Origin of the sequence: Ralstonia flatus (assembly GCF_958439105.1) — a bacterium.
GTDB lineage: Bacteria > Pseudomonadota > Gammaproteobacteria > Burkholderiales > Burkholderiaceae > Ralstonia > Ralstonia flatus.
On sequence record NZ_CAUDLI010000010.1, the window covers coordinates 81,381 to 99,995 of the forward strand.

Sequence of the window (18,615 nt, forward strand, 5' to 3'; positions counted from 1 at the left end):
GGTTACATGCAGCTGTCATATTGGGTTGGTAGAGCGCAGATAACTCTGCTTTTCTCGATGGATTGCCCTGTGTCGAACACTTACCCAAGGTCAGGGAAGCAGCCCCTGCGCGACACCGAGCCGAACTGTTTTGGAAAATACGTTGGATACAGTACTGAGGGAAGACGCGGCCGCTGAGGCGACCAAAAACAAGAATGGGTTTTGGTTGCGTTTGAAAAACGCTAACCGGCTTTTTCTCGGTACCGTCGTGGTTCCCACCGTTCTCGCAACGGTCTATTTCGGCTTCATCGCGTCCGACATCTACGTCTCTGAATCGCGCTTTGTTGTGCGCAGTCCGCAGCGGCAAAGCCAGACTGGCAGCCTCAGCGCGCTCCTGCAAGGTACGGGTTTCTCCCGGGCGCAGGATGACACGTATCCCGTGATCGACTACATCGAATCGCGCGATGCCCTGAAGGAACTCAACCGCGGCAACTACATCCTCGATGCGTACGGCAACCGTGGCGATCTGCTGAGCCGATTCTTGCGCCAGTTCGACGACAGCTTCGAGTCGCTGTGGAAGTACTACAACAAGCGCGTGGTCGCGGTGGAGTTCGACACCACCTCTGCAATCACCACACTGCAAGTGCGTTCGTTCACCTCGCAGGATGCGGTCAAGATCAACGAGTCCTTGTTGGAGTTGAGCGAGCACCTGATCAACCGCATGAACGAACGCGCTGCTAAAGACATGGTGCAGTTTGCGCGGGCTGAAGTGGATGCGGCGGCTGTCAAGGCGAAGGACGCGGCGGCAGCGCTAGCGGCTTACCGCAAGTCGAATACAGTGTTTGACCCCGATAGACAATCAGCCCTGCAACTCCAGCAAGTCACCGCACTACAGGCGCAACTGTTCAGCGCGCAGACGCAGTTGTCTCAACTGCAGGCCATTGCGCCGCAGAATCCGCAGATCCCTGTGCTGAAGACCAACATCGCTGCCGTCGAGAAGCAAATCCAGGAAGCCACGGGCGGCGTGACTGGCGCAAAGGGGTCGTTGTCGGACAAGGCGACCAGCTATACCCGGCTTCAGCTCGATTCACAGTTTGCCGACAAGCAACTGGCTTCCGCTATGGCCGCGTTGGAGAACGCACGGGCCGAAGCGCAGCGCAAGCAGCTCTATCTGGAACGCCTGGTGCAGCCGAATCAACCAGATGTGGCCATTGAGCCGAAGCGGTTGAAGCGGATTTTTGAGGTGTTCGCGCTCGGCATGATTGCGTGGGGTGTTTTGAGCCTGCTGGTGACCGGCGTACGTGAGCATCACGACTGAGATGAGCGCAGTCCATCACGAAACACCGTTCTTGAGGTCATTGCAGATTCAGCTGCGCGTCGTTGGCGCGCTGTTGATGCGAGAGATCATCACCCGCTATGGGCGTCATAACATCGGCTTCCTGTGGGTGTTCTTCGAGCCCATGATGTTCACGCTCGGGGTGACCACGCTGTGGACGCTGACAAAGGCGACCCACGGATCCAACCTTCCAATCACGGCATTCGCCGTCACCGGCTACTCGTCGGTACTGCTTTGGCGGAACTGTGCTAACCGATGCGCCCTCGCGATTCAGCCGAATTTGAGCCTTCTCTATCACCGCAATGTACGGGTGATTGACTTGTTCTTCGCCCGGTTGCTGCTGGAGATTTCAGGCGCAACCATCTCTGCAGTTGTGCTGTCGATGCTCTTCATAACTGTGGGCCTGATGGAGCCGCCGCAGAACCTGTCATTGGTGATTGGAGCGTGGGTCTTTCTTGCGTTCTTCGGCAGCGGCCTGGGTTTGATCATCGGCGCACTTAGCGAACGCAGTGAGGCGATCGATCGGCTTTGGCACACTGTCGCTTACCTTCTGTTCCCGTTGTCGGGAGCTGTGTTCATGGTTGAGTGGTTGCCAGTCGGCGCACAGAAGTTGGTCCTATTTCTGCCGATGGTTCATGGTGTCGAGATGCTTAGGGCAGGGTACTTTGGCTCACTCGTGAAGCCGCATTACGACGTCGAGTTCATGGTGATCGCCGATCTTGTTCTCCTGTTCTTTGGGCTCTTGTTGACCCGCGACGCCAGCAAACGGGTTGAACCAGAATGATCCGGCTTCAGAACGTCTGCAAGGACTACCACACGCGTCAGGGCCGCCGTCGGGTACTGGATGGCATCAATCTCCAGGTAGCTCCTGGTGAGAAAATCGGCATTCTCGGCCGCAACGGCGCCGGAAAGTCGACCATGATCCGGATGATTAGCGGAGCGGAATTGCCGACGTCAGGCAAGATCGTGCGCGACATGAGCGTTTCCTGGCCACTGGCGTTTGGCGGTGCGTTCCAGGGCAGCCTGACCGGAATGGACAACCTGCGTTTCATCTGCCGTGTCTACGGTGCAGACCCCAAAGCGGCAGAGCCGTTTGTTCAAGAGTTCTCGGAGCTGGGTTACTACCTGCGTGAACCGGTCAAGAGTTACTCTGCCGGCATGCGTGCACGTTTGGCGTTTGCCATTTCGATGGCAATCGAGTTCGACTGTTTTCTGATCGACGAGATTGTGGCCGTTGGTGACAGCCGCTTCCATGCAAAGTGCCATCAGGAGTTGTTCGAGCATCGTCGTGATCGCGCGCTGATCATCGTCAGTCACGATGCAGGCTACATTCGCGAGCACTGCGATCGGGCGGCAGTTTTGGTCGAGGGCAAGCTGCACGCGTTTGAGCAGATCGACGACGCCTATGCCTTCTATCAGCAAAGCGCCGGGTGACGGTATCCAAACAGTGCTCGCGCGTACCTTAGTGCCAAGCCCGCATGTATAAGAAGGCGAGGGCCGCGGCCCTGCAGTTTGCTGCGATCTGGGGTTCGGCGCGCTGGGCAGGTGTCGCGCGGCGTGCCGTCTCGTCGCAGCTACCCCTGTCATCGAATCGCTCGTCGCTTGGCGCGGGGCGCCGCCAGTTGCTGGTCGATGTATCGATCATTGCCGGCCACGATGCGGGCACAGGCATCCAGCGCGTCATCCGCGCGCTGCTGTTGGAACTGCTGCGTGATTCACCGCCCGGTTTTGAGGTTCGACCAGTACGGGCCACACGCAAGACCGCCTACCGTTACGCCAATGCGTACCTATCTTCGCTCGGGGTTCACGCAAGCTCGACCGAGGATTCGCCTCTGCGTGTCGGTCCTGGCGATATTTTTCTCGGGCTCGATCTAAGTAGCCGTATTGCGCCCCGCCGCCAAAGCGAGTTCCTTCGCTGGCGAGCTCAAGGCGTACGTTTTGCTTTTGTTGTCTACGATCTGCTGCCCGCGCTGCATCCCGAATGGTTCACACCGCGCGCTCGTAAATCGTTCCGGCATTGGCTTCGGACTGTCTCCGTGCACGCCGACGTCTTGTGCTGCATTTCGCGATCGGTGGCGGATGAAACTGCCGCTTGGTTGTGGCAGCACTGCAGTATCGGGGGCAGTGAACTGGCCCCTCGGTGGTTCCACTTGGGGGCTGAACTGCCTGTGGCGCAGTGGAGCGCCGCAGACCTTGGGGAGCAACTTCAGGAGAGAGGCGCGGCTTCATTACGCCAAAGCGTGTTGATGGTGGGCACAGTCGAGCCTCGCAAAGGCCATGAACAGGTGCTTGATGCCTTCGAGCACCTGTGGGCAGAAGGGCATGGTGCCTCGCTGGTTATCGCGGGGCGGGAAGGCTGGCATGTGGCCTCGCTCGCACAGCGCCTGCGTACGCACCCCGAAGCCGGTAAGAGACTGGTCTGGTTGACGGACGTGAACGATGCTCAGCTAGCTGGGTTGTACAGCACCCTCGGCGGGCTGCTGATGGCATCCCAGGCGGAGGGCTTCGGCTTGCCGCTGGTTGAGGCGGCCCACTACGGCATGCCGATTCTGGCACGTGACTTACCTGTATTTCGGGAGGTGGCCGTCGAACATGCCAGCTACTTCACTGGCCAGACCGGTGCCGAACTCGCGCCGCAGTTGGCCGATTGGCTAGGTCGATTGGAGGCGGGCGATGCACCTCTTAGCCATGATCTCCGTCGTCATAGCTGGCGTGAAAGCGCGCAACAGCTCAAGACGCTGCTGGCCGACATTGCGTAATGCCAGAACCCCCTCAGGCAAAGCGCTTGCACAGCGCGAGTGTTTCGGTAGCGCATTGTTGCCAGCTGTGTGCGGCGGCAACGCTCCTCCCCAAAGCAACGGCGTTGTTACGCCACGGCTGATCAGTCAATACGCGTTCTATGCCTTCGCGTAGCGCCTCGTCATTGTCTGGTTCGACAAGCCATGCTGCGCCTCCAGCCACCTCTGGCAGCGAAGAGCAGTTCGATGTCAGTGTTGGCACGCCGCTGGCGAGTGCCTCCAGAACGGGTAGCCCGAAGCCTTCGTAGACCGAGGGGTAGAGAAAAGCGCGGGCACCTGCATAAAGCGCGGGAAGAATGGGCTCCGGTACAAAGCCCAAGTAGTGCAGCCATCCCTCGTTTTGGCCGCGTGCAATCTGCGCCTGCAATGTGTCGCTCAACCATCCCTTGCTGCCAGCCAGCACAAGCGGGTAGCTTTCGCGCAATGCGGAAGGAAGGGTGCTATAGGCGCTCACCAGACGGTCAACGCGTTTGCGTGGCTCCAGCGTGGAGACACAAAGCGCGTAGGCGCCCGGCGTCAAGCCGTATTCACTCAGGTCTATTGCCAACTCTGTGTGAGGGCGAGGGTGGTATTCCGCAGGCACCCCGAGTTTGATTGCAGTGACCTTGTCGCGCGGCCAACCGAAGTATTCGACCACCTCTGAGCGAATCGCTTCGGAGTCCGTGACAAGGTGCGCGGCGCGCTTGAGCGTGGAGGCGAAACTTCGCTCGAAGTGCCGCAGGCGCTCGACCGGATGGGTTTCCGGATATTTGAAGACAGACAAGTCGTGCACGGTGACGATGCCGCTTTCCATCGTCTCGGGCAGAAAGTAGTTTGGCGAATGAAATACGTGGCCTCGCATCTGACGCTGCATCTTCCAGCGACGCAAACCGGCGGGCATGCGAGGGAGCAAGCTTTTACGTCGACGCGGCTGTGTTACCGGCGGCAGCAGAAGGGAGGCCGGATCTTCCACCCAGCGCCCGGCAGAAAAGAAACGGACCTCGTCCAAGGCAAGAGGGGGCTGGGTGTAGTGCTTGGCCAGTTCCCAGGTGTAGCGGCCGATGCCGGTCAATGGTGGCTTGATGGCGTCCACCGCTAAGATCAACTTCATTCCTTCGCTTCCAGCATCCATTGCAGGGTGTCGCGCAGCGCAAAGGTGGGCAACTCGCCGATGGCCTCGCGCAACTTTGCGTTGCTACCGATTAGCGTGTGCACTTCGTTTGCCCGCACAAACGCCGGATTCACTTTGATTTCAGGTTGATGCGCGGCGAGCTCGCGCATCATGGCAAGCACGTCCTTCAGCGCATAGCCGACACCCGAGCAAACATTGAATGTCTGGCCGGCAACCTTGCCGTCGAGCAGGCGAGCATAGGCTGCTACGACGCTGCGCACATCGGAGAAATCCCGTACGACGTGCAGGTTGCCCAGCTCCAGGACAGGCTTGCGCTCGCGGAAGTGCGAGACGATCTTCGGCAGCAGGAAGTTGGTCGATTGACCAACGCCTGTGTAGTTGAACGGCCGAACAATGGTGATCGGTAGCTTGTCTTCCCACAGCTTGGCCATGTATTCCATGGCCAGCTTGCTTACGGCGTAGTCGTTGGCTGGCGCAGCGGGAGTGGCCTCGTCAAGAATCTCGCGGTCCGCATTGCCGTAGACGTTGGCACTGCTAGCCAACAGCACTGACTTTGGTTGACAGCCCGAAGCATGGATTGCATCCAACAGATTGCGGGTGCCGACCACGTTGGTGTCGTAAATCGCCTGGGCATCGCCATGCGCCACAAACGCAATGGCAGCGAGGTGTACAACTGCGTCGGGGCGCTCGCGTGCAAACACTTCGGTCAGCGCTGCACGATCCAGCAGATCGCAAACGTGGACAGGCACCGGCGCCCCTGGCGCCGATGCGTGTGCCAGGCCGCAGACTTCGTGACCGGCCGTAAGCAGCTCCGTGGCCAGATGTCGGCCAGTAAAACCGCGGATGCCGGTGATCAGGACCTTTGCCATGCGTTAGAACGAAAAGCCCGCCTGATTACGCCGGATATCGGCCTCCACCATCATCTGACACAGTTGTTCAAGCGTGGTCTTGGGTTCCCAGCCGAGCTCTTCGCGGGCCTTGGCCGGATTGCCGATGAGCAACTCGACTTCTGCGGGGCGATAGAACTTGGGGTTGATCTTCACGATGGCCTTGTTCGTTTGGCGATCGTAGCCAACCTCCTGCTCTGCTTGGCCTTCCCACATGATCTCTGTGCCGATCGCCTTGGCAGCCATCGTGACGAAGTCGCGCACCGTCTCCGTGCGGTTGGTGGCCAGCACATAGGTGTCTGGCTTGTCGGCCTGCAGCATGCGCCACATGCCTTCAACGTAGTCCTTGGCGTAGCCCCAATCGCGCTTGGCATCGAGGTTGCCCAGTTCCAGCACGTCCAGCTTGCCCAGGTGAATCTTGGCCAAGCTGTCAGTAATCTTGCGTGTCACGAATTCGCGACCACGCAGCGGTGACTCGTGATTGAACAGAATGCCGCTGGTACCGAAGATGTTGTAGCTTTCGCGGTAGTTGATCGTGATCCAGTGAGCGTAGAGCTTTGCGACCCCGTACGGGCTACGCGGATAGAAGGGCGTGCTTTCGACCTGCGGAACCGCCTGAACCTTGCCGAACATCTCCGACGTGCTGGCTTGGTAGAAGCGGATTTCCGGGTTGACGATGCGGATAGCCTCCAGCAGGTTGAGCGGCCCGATGCCGGTGATCTCAGCCGTCGTGACCGGCTGGTCGAACGACACGCCAACGAAGCTTTGCGCTGCGAGGTTGTAAACCTCAGTAGCTTTGGTGGTCTGCAGAAGGCGGATGCTCGCACTCAAGTCGGTCAGGTCGTACTCAACCAAATGCAGGTTCGGGTGTTGATCGACACCGAGCTCTTCGATGCGCCAGAAGTTGACGGAGCTGGTGCGGCGATAGGTCCCGTAGACGGTGTAGCCCTTTTCCAGGAGTAGTTGAGCTAGGTAGGCACCGTCTTGACCGGTGATGCCGGTGATGATTGCTTTCTTCACAATATTCTCGAAACGCCTATGCTAAATAGTGATTACGTTTTTAATTCACTCAACTCGTTGTCGATGATTTGGCAGATGGTATGCCCGATCAGAATATGCATTTCTTGAATGCGCGGGGTGTTGTCGCTTGGAACAACGATGTTTACGTCGCATACCTCATTCATGCTACCGCCGGTGCGGCCACTCATGCCGATTGTGATGCACCCCAACGCTCGTCCCAAGTGCAGCGCGTTAGTAACATTCTTACTATTCCCGCTTGTACTGATGCCAATGAGCACATCACCCTTCTGGGCCAAAGCTTCGACCTGACGATCAAATACCCGATCATAGCCGTAGTCGTTCCCAATGGCGGTTAGGGCGCTGGTATCCGTGGTAAGCGCAATGCCGGGCAAACCCCGGCGTTCTGTTTTATACCTTCCTGTCAATTCTGCCGCAATGTGCTGAGCGTCACCTGCGCTGCCGCCATTACCAAATAGCAGAATCTTTTTACCTTCTTTCAGTGCGCTAACGCACAAACGACTCGCCCGTTCTACATCATTCGGCAGTGCTTCAATAGTCTTGCCGATTGTTTCCAAATGAGATTGAAATTCTGACAGGATTGTCGTCCTCATGCCATCGCCTCCTTTGCCCTGATGCTGTTGATGATCGAGGTAGTGCTTTTGCCTTCCAAGAATTTTATTAGTCGTACCTCCTTCACCAAGTCACTGCCCACAACGTTTTTTCCTTCGTAGTCGCCGCCCTTTACCAAGATATCAGCACCAATTTCCCTGATTAATTCATAAGGGGTGTCCTCATCAAAGATCACCACATAGTCGACATACTCAAGGGCGCTTAGCACTACCGCGCGGTCTTCCTCCGAATTGACGGGGCGATTTTCTCCTTTTAGGCGTTTAACGCTGGCATCGCTATTCAGGCCAACAATTAAGACGTCGCCTAGCTTCCGGGCATCTTTCAGATAACTTATGTGTCCGCGATGTAAAATATCGAAACAACCATTCGTAAAGACAATTTTCTTTTGCTGCTTTCTAAGCGCAGCGGCAATCGAAGAAATCTCTATGCGGCTCTTGATTCTGGTGCCCAATACATGTCGTTGTAATGACGCTTCATATTCTGCGATCTCGTCAAGCGTTGCTGTAGCGCTACCTATCTTGCCAACCACCACGCCCGCAGCGAGGTTGGCGAATTCAACGCTAGCATGCAGAGGATGATCCTGCGCCAGCTTGTAGCCCAAAGCAGCCAGCACAGTATCGCCGGCGCCAGTAACATCAAAAACATCTCGCGCTGCCGCTTGTTTGACTGTCAGGGTGTTGTCCCAAACAGCGATTCCCTCCTCGGAAAGCGTAATAATGGATACTGCCAAATTAAGTCGATTTTTTAATTCAGTAATAGCCCGTTGCAGACTTTCACGCGAATTGATTGAAATGCCCGTGGCCTGAGTTGCTTCTTTTTTGTTAGGGGTCAGCAAGTATGCATTCGCATATTTTGAGTAATCGCTCCCTTTCGGGTCGACGAGTACCTTTTTCCCCTGAGCGTTTGCGGAACGGATAAGCTGCTGGGTGAGGGCCGGCGTGAGCAGCCCTTTCCCGTAGTCCGATAACAAAACAATATCTGAATCAATCAGCGACTCTTCAAATTCTGCCAGAATCTTCCGTTCCGTTTCTTCTTGTATAGGATTGCGCGTTTCGGAATCATAGCGAACCACTTGTTGGTGTGCTGCAATAACCCGAGTTTTACGGGAGGTTTTACGCCCATCTTCTGTAACCATGCATGCAACAATTTGGGGTGCTTGCAGCATGGAGGTCAGCTGTCTGCCCGTTTCGTCGTTACCAACGGCACCTATGACAGTTACGTGCGCGCCGAGGGCAACGAGATTGTTGACTACATTTCCCGCGCCGCCCAAAACCGTGGTTTCCTTGTGGACATCCACCACCTGAACAGGGGCTTCAGGAGAAATGCGTTCGCAATTACCCCACAAATAGTGATCTATCATCAAGTCGCCGATCACCGTTACTCTAGGTGCTCTCATCTCTATTTCGTTGGTACGCGTTGTGTATGTAAATGCTTCTAACGGTCCGATTTATTTGCGTGCACGCAGGTCCCGTACAACAGCGTCAAGCGGTTTCCAAAAATTGTTGTTGGGATTCTGCGACCTGTTGCTTTCGTTCGATGAGCAAACCACGAACAGCCAATGCGAGCTTGCGTCCATCCCCATTACCGGGTGTTCGCGCGTTTGGAAGCACGAGTTTTAGTCGATTACTACTAGAGCGAAGATTGTGCACTGAAAGTTCAAGCTCGATGTTGCTGCCAGACCGCACGCCCTCAAAAGTGGATTCACCGTTAATGTAGGCGTGGATATGCTGCTCCCCGAGCGTGTCAAAAAACAGTGTGAGGGAGGAGGATGGAGATACTCCTTCTTGACAATCGAACAACATTTCAACCACATGTGCATCCGTCCAGCGGAAATCCGCCTCCACCCCGCTGAAACCCACCCAGTCAATTAGAGCGGAACGATGGTTAACACGTTCGCCATATTTAATGCTACGTAAATCCGGCGAAAGCGAGTATGTTGGATGATTTCGTGCAATGATTTCAGCCAAATTCAGTAGATCCGTTTGATTTGCGTCGCATAGCAGACTTCCTAGTGATTTCATTAGTAAGCGAACAATTGTATCGGTATTCTTTTGTTGGCGAATTGTTGTGGGGCCGTCGCTCTGTAATTTAATTCCGGATTGGCTTTTGTGTCCAAGGGCTTCCAGCGTCTTGTTGTATACATCAGAAACCGGAATATCGGTCAGGCAGAATCGGTCATATGGGCAATCGGTTCGCATGGCTCCATGACATGGAGAGCAGGGGGCAGCTCTCTGAATAACATAACCATTAAGGAATTGAGGTCCCCACTCCGATGCCATTTCATGGCCCGAGTATAGGCCGATAACAGTCAACCCTAAATAGGAGGCTAGGTGGGCGCCTCCTGAATTATTAGCAATGCAGACAGAGTTTTTTGCTAAAGACTCGGTTAGTATGTCAAGCTTGAGGCCGATGTGTACATTAAGTCTATCGTGCGATTTAAAGGTGAACTCGCTTGCGTCCGCGTGGTTGGAAAAGTAGACGTTGATCTCGCGTATATGTGAATTTTTTAGTAGCAGATTTACATAATCGGAGAACTTTGCCGCGTCCCATTCGCGAGCATCCATGCCTGCCTTCGGGAAAATTGCAACCGTGTCAGGTACGCGGTTGATCTCATTACAGATGGAGGGGTAGGTTACGAAATCCCCGGGGTCTGCCGGTATGGCATCCACGATCCGAATCATTTGTACTGAGATAGACGTTTCGTTGTGCGGCGTCGCTTTATGCGCAACATCCAGATGAGTTGGAATTGCTACATCTAAGCTCGTATCAATTTCGCGATTAAATGTTTGGTAACCAACTTTAATGTCGGCTTTCACTCTGGTTAGTAAAAAACGGGTGTCAGGTTGCCTCCGTAAATCCACGGCAATACTATATTGATCAAGCTGTGTGATCAAATTATCTAGAATGGCTTCGGTAGTCGACGGTGCTTCAGATGATTTCTTCTTGAAGTAGTCGTAGGCATGGATTCGGTTAAAGATGCCTAGCTTTTTTGCGAAATCGACATTCCAACTCCCGACCACGATATCAATGGAGGCGTATGGGTACTTCGCCCGCAACTTTGTCAGCGCGGGTATGGATAAAATGAAATCACCGAGATGATCTAGTTTGATTGCCAGTATCTTCAACCTGCGGGGCTCAAAGGTAGCTGTTTTTTCCACGTTCAAGGAGACGGCCATTGGTGCGCTGCTCTGGGGGGCGAATCTTTCCAATGCAATAATGGCCTTTTTCCCGCTGTCATCCCAGGAAAATTTACGATATTGTTCTGCTCCGTGCTTAACTAGATTCGCGTGAAAAGTCTTGTCCGTTAAGGCTTGCTGCAATTTCGCCGTAATCTCGGGTACCGATGTAGGGTCGAACATTGCGTCCGTCCAGCCAATCACTTCTGGTAGGCTCGTGGCGTTTGCGCCGATAACTGCAGCACCGCAGGCCATCGCTTCTAACGGTGGAATGCCGAAACCTTCATGCAGAGATGGAAACGCAAAAAGCGCACAGGTGTTGTATAGGGTAAGCAGATCCTGGTTTTCAACATAACCGGCAATAACCAGTTCGCCATCGATCATTCCGCATTTCTTCGCAGTTTCGAAGTAGTCCTTAATGTAGCTGTCCGGCATTTTCCCGGCGAAAACTAGTTGATGGCACTTACGTATTTTGCTTGGCAGTTGTGCGTACGCCATAATTAAACGATGCAAGTTCTTGCGTTCGTCAGCTCCGCCCGTGTACATAACAAATGGCTTTTCAATGCCAAATTTTTTCCACACTCTGAGTTTGTTGCCTTTGGCCTCTTCTGACGATTGGAAGAATGTGTCGCAGGCGCCAGAGATGTTGACTACTGAATCAGGGTCGAAATTCACACCCATAAGTGCTTCTTGACGTGCACTCTCGGAAATGGCCAAGAGCATTTCGCTTCGCTTCAAGGAATTAATTTTCCGCTTGTACCATTCCTGATGGACTTGACTGTTTCGAAAGTGCGAATCCGGATTGATAAGTGGAATTAAATCATAAAGAATGACGGCAGTCGGGATGCTCTTTTCTAAGAGCCCAATGCTACCAATGGCATCATCTCCTAATCCCTCAAAGAGACTTGTAATCAAAACGACGTCAGGGTTCAGGCTTGCAAGAAATGCTTCGCGGATTCGCTCAGCAACTTCTCGTCTTTGGCGGTTCTCTGATTGAACTTCCTGCGTTGGTCCAATGGCGTGCCAAATTTTGATATTTTCTTTTGGCAGCAGACCGTCAAACTCTTCATAGAAGGAGTCAATAGTTTCAGGGAACAATCCACTCAGTGCGAGAACGATTTCGTGCTTGCCTCGGTTGCGTACCATGCCTTTGGCCAATGAAAGGGTATAGCGGCCAATTCCGCGATAGCGGCTTCCGGTTTGCGCCCCTTGCATATCAATAACAATTCGCATTATTTTTGCTCTCCCTCTGCACGTGCGGCTGCTACCGCTTTACCCAATTCAACAAAGATCCGCTTCGCCGGCAGTGACAAGCCGGCAAGGTCTATTTCCTCTTCCACTGGGGTGATCTGACTGGCATGAGTGCTTGTAGCGGCCGTGGTCGGGGCGGCCGGTGCAGCAACCTCGGCCCGCTCGTGCGGGTTTGCCAGCAAACCTGTTATGGTGCGGTCCAGATGGTGGACATGTTCGGCAAGGTCGCGCTGCTGTGCGTTGATATGCTCCAAGCGTTCGCTTATGCGACCAAGTTCATGCTCAAGCCGGTTGCCGTGCCGTTCCAAGCGTGCACCGCGGTCGAGTATGCGCCAGAGCCAGTGTGTAGCGCGACGTTGTTCCGCAATCAAGCTGTCGAGGCCCGGCAACTTTACGCCGCAAGCCTGTGCTTCTTTAGAACTGGCGATCTGAGCCAATACGCTCGCTTTGTGATACCCGGAATGCAGTCGGCCGAGATAATAGATTTCACCCTCTGTGTCAGGTAACCGACCAAGCAGGGTGATATAGGCGGACTGGATGAACTGGCGGTCGTGGTAGGACAGTAATTCGGCCACGGTCTTTGCGGAGAGGGTCGGATTCATATTGATCGTTGCAGATGAAATCTCAGTTGGTGCCGCCACCCTTGCATGCGTTTCGATATGGTTTTCAGTTACCACGATAGGAGGGGCCGGTAATTGGAATAGGTTTGGTGGCGCGCTGCGCGAACCAAAGGTGCTGCTAAAGCGCCGTAGCTGTTGCGTCAGCCGCCAGACCATCGAGGACTGCGTCGCCTCAATGTGTTGTCGCAGCGCATCCACTGCGCGTTGCTGAGCAACGAGCTGCTCCCTGAGCTGTGCTTCATGCACTGCGTGAGCCTGCGCCAGTTGGATAAGTTCTCTTTGCTTGCTAGAGATTTCCCCGCCAAGCTGTTTTTCTCGATCATGGGCGCGCGCTTCGGCGTTGCGCTGTTCTTCCTGGGAAGCCAAGAGTTGTCGACGCAATGCCTCCTCACGCGCAACGAGCAATCGGACTTGTTCGTGGGCGGCTTCCAGGGCTTCGAGACGCACTTGCTGAAGTTCATGGGCAAACGCGCTTTCCCGTTGCTCCAACGAATGCCGCAACTCCACCAGTTCCGATCCGAGTTGGCTGATCTGCCCGTTTAGCCGGTCCTCGCGTTCGGCTTGTTCGCGTCGGAGACTTCGTTCTCGCTCTGCATATGTGCGGCGTTGTTCTGTATGGGCCTGCTCGGCTTCGCGTCGGGCTTGCAGCAATTCTTGCGCAAACTCACGTTCACGCTGAGCTAGTAGACGCAGCACGGCTTCCATCTCTTGCCGGACCAAGAGGTTTTGCTGCGTGAGCATGTTCTCGCGCTCAATGCCCGCCTGAGCCAGTTGTCGAAGCTCAGCTTGATGGGCTTGAAATCGATCCGCTAGAGTTTGCTCGGCGCTTCGGCGGCTTTGCTCGAGCTCTTGCGAGAACTCTTTCTCGCGTTGTAATAGCGTGCGCAACAACTCTTCCACTTCCTGGCGGATTTCGGCTGCGTCTCGTGTCAGTTCTCTTTCTCGAGCGACAGCTTCTTGGGCCACTTGGCGAAGTTCGGTCTGGCTCGCTTGGAGCTGGTGGTGCAGTGACTCCAACTTGGCGGTGTGGTCACGTAGGAGTGATTGTTCCTTTTCGTTGCCCGTACGACCCGCTTCAACTAGCTTCGAGTTGAGCTGCTGTATGACATCGTTTGCTGCACGCAATTGCTCTGCTAACGCTTGTTCGCGCTGGGACTGATGATCCTTTTGCGTAGCCAATGCTTCGGCCAGGCGCGCGGCTTCTTCCTGCGCTGCTCGTTTTGCCCGGTCCGACTCCGTTTGCAGATTGCTGATTTCAGCTTTGTGACGTTCCTGTACAAGGCGGCAGAAGGAAGCGTTTGCGGTGCCATTGAGGGCAAAATCATCGAACACATTCGGTCCGGCGCGGAAGGCGTCATGCAGTTCAGGATGCTCAGCCGAAATGTAGTAGCGATTGAGCCCATCAAAGTAGACGTGCGCGTAGTCTCGCTCACGCAGGAGCCGCTCCCAATGTGTGTGCGATTCGATGGTCGTAAGGGGAAGGGTGCTCTCCACGACAACGATCCATGGACGGGCGCGCGAGTTGCCCCAACCTTCCAGCACCTGCCGTTCGAACCCTTCGACGTCAATCTTGAGCCAGTGGATGTCGCGTGTGCCGGCCCGTTCAAACACGTCGCGCAGAGTGAGGGACGGAACCGTGGTGTCACGGATCTCGAATCCCTGCTGCCGGTGGCGTTCAGCAATGGTGGCGTCTGCCGTAGAGAGACCTGTTTCCGGGATTTCGAAGAACGTTAGCGTCCCGTGCGTGAAGCTCAAGGCTGCTTGCAGGACGGTTTCCTCAGGTCGATCCTGTCTCAGCAAGCTCGCGTAGGTGGTGGTGGGTTCTACGTGGATACCGCGCCAGCCGCGCTCGTAAAATGCCTTGCTGACCGAATCGATAATGGGATGCTGAGCGCCCACATCGATATAGAAGCCGTCTACTACGTGCTGAAGCGCGCGCCATAACATCACGTCTTCAAAGTTCTGCGCGTAAGAGGTAATCATGCCGTATTTAGTGAATTAAATTGCCGGCTTAGTGCCACAATCAGCACCCACCATCTTTTTGATTTCCATAAACATCTGATCGATATTCCCTACCGCGGCATTGACCCACGCGTCTACGCGGCCCAGGAGCGACGAGTTCCAATTGGCGAGCATGGCTTCAATTGCTCCGTACCTCTGGTTGTGTCCGAGCTGAAGCCAGTCTGCAGGTAATAGTGAGCAGTTTTGTACGCCAATATCCTTCAACAATCCCTCGATCTTTGGCGTGTTGGAAGGGAGGGAAACAACCGGTGTGCCGGCAGCCAGAGCTGCTGTCAGGCCGTGGAAGCGGCCAGTCAGCACGGCATTCATTTGTCGAAGTGTCTGTGCAGACCGGAGAATGCGTGGAAAAACCATGCCATTGAGTTCGTAGGCTATGGCCCCGTTAGTCACGGTCGTGTCGACATGGAGCCCCCCCATCAGGAAATAGGGTAGACGATGAAACTCAGCAAACTCGGCTAGCGTCCTGGCAACATCTGCATTGACATTGTCAATGACAGCAAACGGCGTTGTGCTCCCGCTCAACGAGAGAGGAGGGCGGTCAGTGCTGGCGAGATCTTCTCGGAAGGCAGCAAACGAAATATCCGGAACTAGTGCGACATCGCTACGCCAGCGTTGAATTGAGCTGTGGCTGATGGACTCGCGGACGGTCACTAGATCAAATATCGAGAGCAACTCACCGAGGTAGTCCGAGTTCTCGTGCCAGACAGTATTGATTAGTACGCACGGCACGGAGCGCTGCTTCATGTGAGCGCAAAACTCCATGAGCGCTTTGCAGCGCGTACTGTCGTGATGCAGGCTACCCTCGCCGTTAAACACGATGAGCCGGACCTTGGAGATGTCGGGGGCATTGAGTAGTGCGCCGCACTCCTCAGCGGTGTTAGCGCTGCCCAGGCAGCGCAGCCCAGTGGCTGATAGCTGACGATGAATGTAGTCGGTGACGACATTGCATCCGAGATGCAGCGCCTGGTCGATAGCGCGCGTGTCATTGAGCAGAATGTAGCCGTCTCCCTGACCGTTCTCGCTGAGGGCCGCGGGATGACTAGCAGCTTGCGCGCGATTCTCGAGCTGAGTCAGCAGAATTTCGGTTTTGGCTTCCCGCTGCAGTCGTTGCAGTCCTCTGCTGACCCAGCGACTCGCTTGGCCTTTGCGTGGCCTCAAGTTCCATGCCGCGCGGATTTCGTTGGAATCCCCGATTGGAATAAAGGCGTCGAGCGGATCGGACGCGCCCAGAATCGCCGTGCGACGCGCATCAAGGTACTGAAGAAGCCACTTGCCATTGTCTAGCAAAGCCTCGGGCACAAGGTACCGCTCAAGATGCCACGCTAGAAACGGGAGCCGATCTTCAGCCGATGCTGTGTAGCGCAGGTTCGCAAAAAACTCTGTCGGCGTATGGTTGTGGGCGACGTTGCGGTAGAAGCTGCGCAAGGGCGAGCCAAGCCTTTTGCCGAAGAGTAGCGCTTGGTAGCCTACGTTGGACGATACGGACCACACACCGTCCACGTGCTGCACGAGATACTGCGATGGTGACGCATACTTGCGCGCCGTCGGCGGGACGATCAGATTTGGAAAGCTGCGGCGAAGAAATTCAAGATTGGTGCCGGAGTGGCTTGCATCGAAAACGTGGCCCCACTGAACATATTCGGTAGCAATGACGCCGACATCTTTGGGTGCCGCCGACAGGACGTCAAAAAGGTATTCAAACTGCGTTTTGTAGTTGCAGTATTCATCAAACGAGTACCAGTTCGAGACCTGCAGGGGCAAGAGCGCCAGGCGATCGAACTTTGCACGGTAATCGTGATGACGGAACGGGTCCTCCTGGCTCAGGGCATCACTCGCCCATGCGCGGAAATCTGCGGCCAGGTGTAGCGTGTCTGCAGCAACCGTATCTCTCAAGTTCCAATTGGGCAGTCCCGCCGGCGCAGAGGTCCGGTAGATGCCCATGTGGTCAAAATACAGGCTGAACGCAAATGGCGATCGAGAGAAGGCGCCAGCCTCTACATTCAGGATGGGCGCTTCAGGCCAAATCGAATGAAGATATTCGGCCTGCATGCTGAACGTGACAATCAGGTCGGGCATGAAACCGGCGCAGGCGGCCCGAATCTCGTCATTGAGTAGTCGGATAACAGGATGTGATTCGTCTGTTTCCCGCCGCGCGAGATCTGCCAGCGCAGTTGGTGTGCTGTCCAAAGGCGCGATTGCTCTCGCGGCAACATGCAGTGCCACGTCATCGATGAGCCGGAGGTGGGCCCGCTCAGGCAGGTTTGTCGCGTGATGTGCGAAGCGAGCGGCGGTGACGATGAAGTATTCACCTGTGGACGTCGTACTGCCTAGCGTTCGCGCAAGGCGAGCAAACAGCCCTGTCCACCCTCCGGTAAAGTCCGGGCCCTGAGGCAGGATCCCGGGATACAGATAAAACAGGATCTTCAATGGAATCGTTGATATCTATTGGCGCGTGCTGAGCTAAGAGGTATCGGCGAATTAAGGTGCCGTTGTCTGGGTGCTATTTTCCAGTGGCCTTGTGCAGCTGCGCGCCAGTGAATCTGTTTAGAAGAGCGTGCAGACCGCCCGAAATACTCATTTGAATGTATTCACTGTGGTGACAACCGGATAAGCCACGGAAAACACCACATTCAAGAACTTCTGCAGTTCGGCAATCGGCGCGTTCGACACGTACAGCAGATCCTTGTTGTCCATTACAAATGTCTGCGCCACGAAGAAGCTTCCAGGGTCTTTCAGGTTCACGCGGTAGACCACCGGCACCTTGCCGTTCTGTGTTGTGCGTACCGGTTGACGTGGCCAGGGCAGGGCGCTGGCGTCTTCAAAGCGGAAGATAAACACGCCCTGCGCATCGGAGCGCGAATCTTCAAGGCCACCGGCACGGGCCATTGCCTGTGCGAGCGTGATGCCTTGCGCCTCGAAGTTGATTTCCTGGTTCTTGCCGGTCGCGCCTAGCGCGGTAAAGCTGAGTGGCTGGAACAACGCGGTAACGACATCGCCAGCGCGCAGTGCGACGTTTTGGCGCGGGTCTCGGATGATGGTTTGCAGCGGCAGGGTCTGGACCACGTTACCGCGCGTGACCTGAATGGTCATCTTGTCCACCGGTTGGCGCACGCCACCGGCGCTGGCTACGGCGTCCAGGAGTCGTTCGCCGCGTGCTGTCAGTTGCATGCGGGTGCTGGCGGCCACATCGCCCACCACGGTCACGTAAGACGTAACGTTCTTCGACAAGCGCACCAGCACCTGCGGCTGGTTGGCCTTGCCCTTGAGCGCGGCAGTAATGTCTTTTTCGAGCTGCGAGGTGGTGCGTCCAGCGGCCTTGATCTGCCCGGCAAACGGCACATTGATATAGCCGTCCCCACTAATGGTCTGTTCCGGCAAGACGGAGACGCGTGCATTGCTTGGTGCTACGCGCGGGTCCATGCCCGTGGCCCCGAACAGGGTGGCCGGCGGAGCTTCCCAAACAGACACTTCAATGACGTCGCCCACGCCCAGCTGTTGCCGGAATTGCGCTCCATCGCCCAAGGCCCGGGCAAAGTCGGTTGTCTGGCGTTCAGCCAAAAGACGCTGGGCGACCTCTTCCGTCACGTCGACGATCTGGATGCCGGCGGTAACCGAAGCTTCAGTGGTGGCGTCGGCAACCTGCGATCGAGTCGGGCCAGAGGAGGGAACGGAGGAGCAAGCGGTAAGGCTAGCCGTGCCGGCAATTGACACGGCCGCCAGCAAGGCGGACAGGCTGCGCATTCTGTGAGAGATTCTTTAAGCCAAGTAAAACTTTGCAAGTATCC

General features: G+C 55.6%; 13 protein-coding genes. 4 read left to right on the top strand and 9 right to left on the bottom strand.

The genetic code is table 11. From position 1 onward, the window contains the following. Positions 1-154 precede the first annotated feature (154 nt). Genes R2676_RS20645 through R2676_RS20660 form a run of 4 tightly spaced genes read left to right on the top strand, consistent with a single transcriptional unit; the run spans position 155 to position 4,074 of the window. Positions 155-1,297: a hypothetical protein gene (locus R2676_RS20645; protein WP_316857620.1), complete on the top strand. Its 1,143-nt coding sequence runs from the start codon at positions 155-157 to the stop codon at positions 1,295-1,297. Position 1,298: 1 nt separating this feature from the next. Continuing rightward, positions 1,299-2,099, top strand: coding sequence for an ABC transporter permease (locus R2676_RS20650; RefSeq protein ID WP_206273807.1), 801 nt, complete (start codon positions 1,299-1,301; stop codon positions 2,097-2,099). Then, positions 2,096-2,749, top strand: a complete 654-nt coding sequence (locus R2676_RS20655) for an ABC transporter ATP-binding protein (RefSeq protein WP_206273757.1) — start codon at positions 2,096-2,098, stop codon at positions 2,747-2,749. Before R2676_RS20650 ends, R2676_RS20655 begins: the two co-directional genes overlap by 4 nt. Positions 2,750-2,793: 44 nt before the next feature. Beyond that, entirely contained in the window at positions 2,794-4,074 is a 1,281-nt protein-coding gene (locus R2676_RS20660; protein WP_206273756.1) for a glycosyltransferase family 4 protein, read from the top strand. Between the two features lie 13 nt (positions 4,075-4,087). Here R2676_RS20660 and R2676_RS20665 read toward each other — a convergent pair whose 3' ends face one another. From R2676_RS20665 to R2676_RS20705, 9 genes are all read right to left on the bottom strand, one after another. Further along, a complete protein-coding gene (locus tag R2676_RS20665; protein ID WP_206273755.1) occupies positions 4,088-5,203 on the bottom strand; it encodes a glycosyltransferase family 4 protein in 1,116 nt (371 codons plus the stop codon). Further along, positions 5,200-6,093 (bottom strand): NAD-dependent epimerase/dehydratase family protein, encoded by an 894-nt coding sequence (locus R2676_RS20670; RefSeq protein WP_206273754.1) that lies wholly within the window; start codon positions 6,091-6,093, stop codon positions 5,200-5,202. Before R2676_RS20670 ends, R2676_RS20665 begins: the two co-directional genes overlap by 4 nt. Positions 6,094-6,096: 3 nt before the next feature. After that, entirely contained in the window at positions 6,097-7,131 is a 1,035-nt protein-coding gene (gene gmd, locus R2676_RS20675; RefSeq protein WP_206273753.1) for a GDP-mannose 4,6-dehydratase, read from the bottom strand. Positions 7,132-7,163: 32 nt separating this feature from the next. After that, entirely contained in the window at positions 7,164-7,742 is a 579-nt protein-coding gene (gmhA, locus tag R2676_RS20680) for a D-sedoheptulose 7-phosphate isomerase (protein WP_206273752.1), read from the bottom strand. Continuing rightward, positions 7,739-9,157, bottom strand: coding sequence for a D-glycero-beta-D-manno-heptose-7-phosphate kinase (rfaE1, locus tag R2676_RS20685; protein WP_316857607.1), 1,419 nt, complete (start codon positions 9,155-9,157; stop codon positions 7,739-7,741). Before rfaE1 ends, gmhA begins: the two co-directional genes overlap by 4 nt. 85 nt (positions 9,158-9,242) lie before the next feature. Beyond that, positions 9,243-12,170 (bottom strand): glycosyltransferase, encoded by a 2,928-nt coding sequence (locus R2676_RS20690; RefSeq protein ID WP_206273750.1) that lies wholly within the window; start codon positions 12,168-12,170, stop codon positions 9,243-9,245. Further along, positions 12,170-14,791, bottom strand: coding sequence for an FkbM family methyltransferase (locus R2676_RS20695; RefSeq protein WP_206273749.1), 2,622 nt, complete (start codon positions 14,789-14,791; stop codon positions 12,170-12,172). Before R2676_RS20695 ends, R2676_RS20690 begins: the two co-directional genes overlap by 1 nt. Positions 14,792-14,806: 15 nt before the next feature. Then, a complete protein-coding gene (locus R2676_RS20700) occupies positions 14,807-17,257 on the bottom strand; it encodes a polysaccharide pyruvyl transferase family protein (RefSeq protein ID WP_206273748.1) in 2,451 nt (816 codons plus the stop codon). Between the two features lie 147 nt (positions 17,258-17,404). Next, a complete protein-coding gene (locus R2676_RS20705) occupies positions 17,405-18,571 on the bottom strand; it encodes a polysaccharide biosynthesis/export family protein (RefSeq protein WP_206273747.1) in 1,167 nt (388 codons plus the stop codon). Positions 18,572-18,615: the final 44 nt, after the last annotated feature.

What these genes read in the sequence shown, in the direction of transcription:
- R2676_RS20655 (WP_206273757.1), top strand. Translation starts at nt 2,096, where the DNA reads ATGATCCGGCTTCAGAACGTCTGCAAGGACTACCACACGCGTCAGGGC.
- R2676_RS20650 (WP_206273807.1), top strand. Translation starts at nt 1,299, where the DNA reads ATGAGCGCAGTCCATCACGAAACACCGTTCTTGAGGTCATTGCAGATT.
- rfaE1 (WP_316857607.1), bottom strand. Translation starts at nt 9,157, where the DNA reads ATGAGAGCACCTAGAGTAACGGTGATCGGCGACTTGATGATAGATCAC.
- R2676_RS20695 (WP_206273749.1), bottom strand. Translation starts at nt 14,791, where the DNA reads ATGATTACCTCTTACGCGCAGAACTTTGAAGACGTGATGTTATGGCGC.
- R2676_RS20690 (WP_206273750.1), bottom strand. Translation starts at nt 12,170, where the DNA reads ATGCGAATTGTTATTGATATGCAAGGGGCGCAAACCGGAAGCCGCTAT.
- R2676_RS20660 (WP_206273756.1), top strand. Translation starts at nt 2,794, where the DNA reads ATGTATAAGAAGGCGAGGGCCGCGGCCCTGCAGTTTGCTGCGATCTGG.
- R2676_RS20705 (WP_206273747.1), bottom strand. Translation starts at nt 18,571, where the DNA reads ATGCGCAGCCTGTCCGCCTTGCTGGCGGCCGTGTCAATTGCCGGCACG.
- gmhA (WP_206273752.1), bottom strand. Translation starts at nt 7,742, where the DNA reads ATGAGGACGACAATCCTGTCAGAATTTCAATCTCATTTGGAAACAATC.
- R2676_RS20670 (WP_206273754.1), bottom strand. Translation starts at nt 6,093, where the DNA reads ATGGCAAAGGTCCTGATCACCGGCATCCGCGGTTTTACTGGCCGACAT.
- R2676_RS20665 (WP_206273755.1), bottom strand. Translation starts at nt 5,203, where the DNA reads ATGAAGTTGATCTTAGCGGTGGACGCCATCAAGCCACCATTGACCGGC.